We start from the raw sequence: 907 nt of genomic DNA on the forward strand, positions 1-907 counted from the left end.
CCCCATAGCGGGTCCAGCAACCACTTGGTAAGGGGCCGGCGAACACGCCTTCTGAATTCAGACATCAAAGACGCAGGCAGAGGTACCAGCGCCAACGGATAAATCACTGTCGTAGACGACTTCGTTACGTGGCTGAGGCTCAAGACAACATCAGCAAGGTGTGCATACCGCCGATTCGTTCCAGGTAATCCTCCCCGATCAACTGCGGGTGATACTGCATATCGGCGGTCATGTCATCCGGATGCAGGAAGCACATGCGTCCAATGACGCTCGGCGTTTGTGTCACCACCCCGTACGTCGTGCCGAACGTCATATCGATTACCTCATGACTTGGCAGCGTGAGCCACGCATGCAGATTCAGCGCAGGGGAGGATATCCCCTTTTGCAGCATCGCCTTAAGCTCGCGAGTATCGCTATAAAAAACATTGCGGCCGTTGTACTCGACGTAACCTAAGGTGAACGCAAGCGGCACCCCCAGCGCCCTTTCTAATGGGGCTTTGAGCGTCGCAGTTACCGCAAAACACTGCTGCGACACATCTTCAGCCTGGCAATGGGATACTGCCGCCGACACCACTTGCTGAAAAAGCTGGAGGTTGTGCTCGCTGACAAAGCGCTCTCGGGAGCGACGGAACCCCGAGGGCGCTAGGCCCCAGGCTTTGCTGCGTTTCAAGGCTTGGTCAAATCGCTGTTCGTAATTGCGGGCTTGTTGGCCCGTTAACCGCCTGATCCATGAAAGCAATGGAAATTCCTTGTACGAAAAAATTGGACAGATTTATTTCTCTCAAAAATTCTAACCAATGGAGCCCACGCGAGCTCACTTTGGGCGTGACGCTATTAGGTCTAATATGCAAGAGATATAGGGACAGACCACGACTATGGGTTTGAGAAAACGTGGTCTGTCATCGCT

The 907-nt window shown here is 53.6% G+C and carries 1 protein-coding gene; it reads right to left on the bottom strand.

What is annotated here, in order from left to right:
* Positions 1-139: 139 nt before the first annotated feature.
* Positions 140-739: a hypothetical protein gene (locus AC1DH9_RS29935; RefSeq protein WP_427543115.1), complete on the bottom strand. Its 600-nt coding sequence runs from the start codon at positions 737-739 to the stop codon at positions 140-142.
* Positions 740-907 lie beyond the last annotated feature (168 nt).

Source organism: Pseudomonas sp. 05T35 (genome assembly GCF_056396605.1).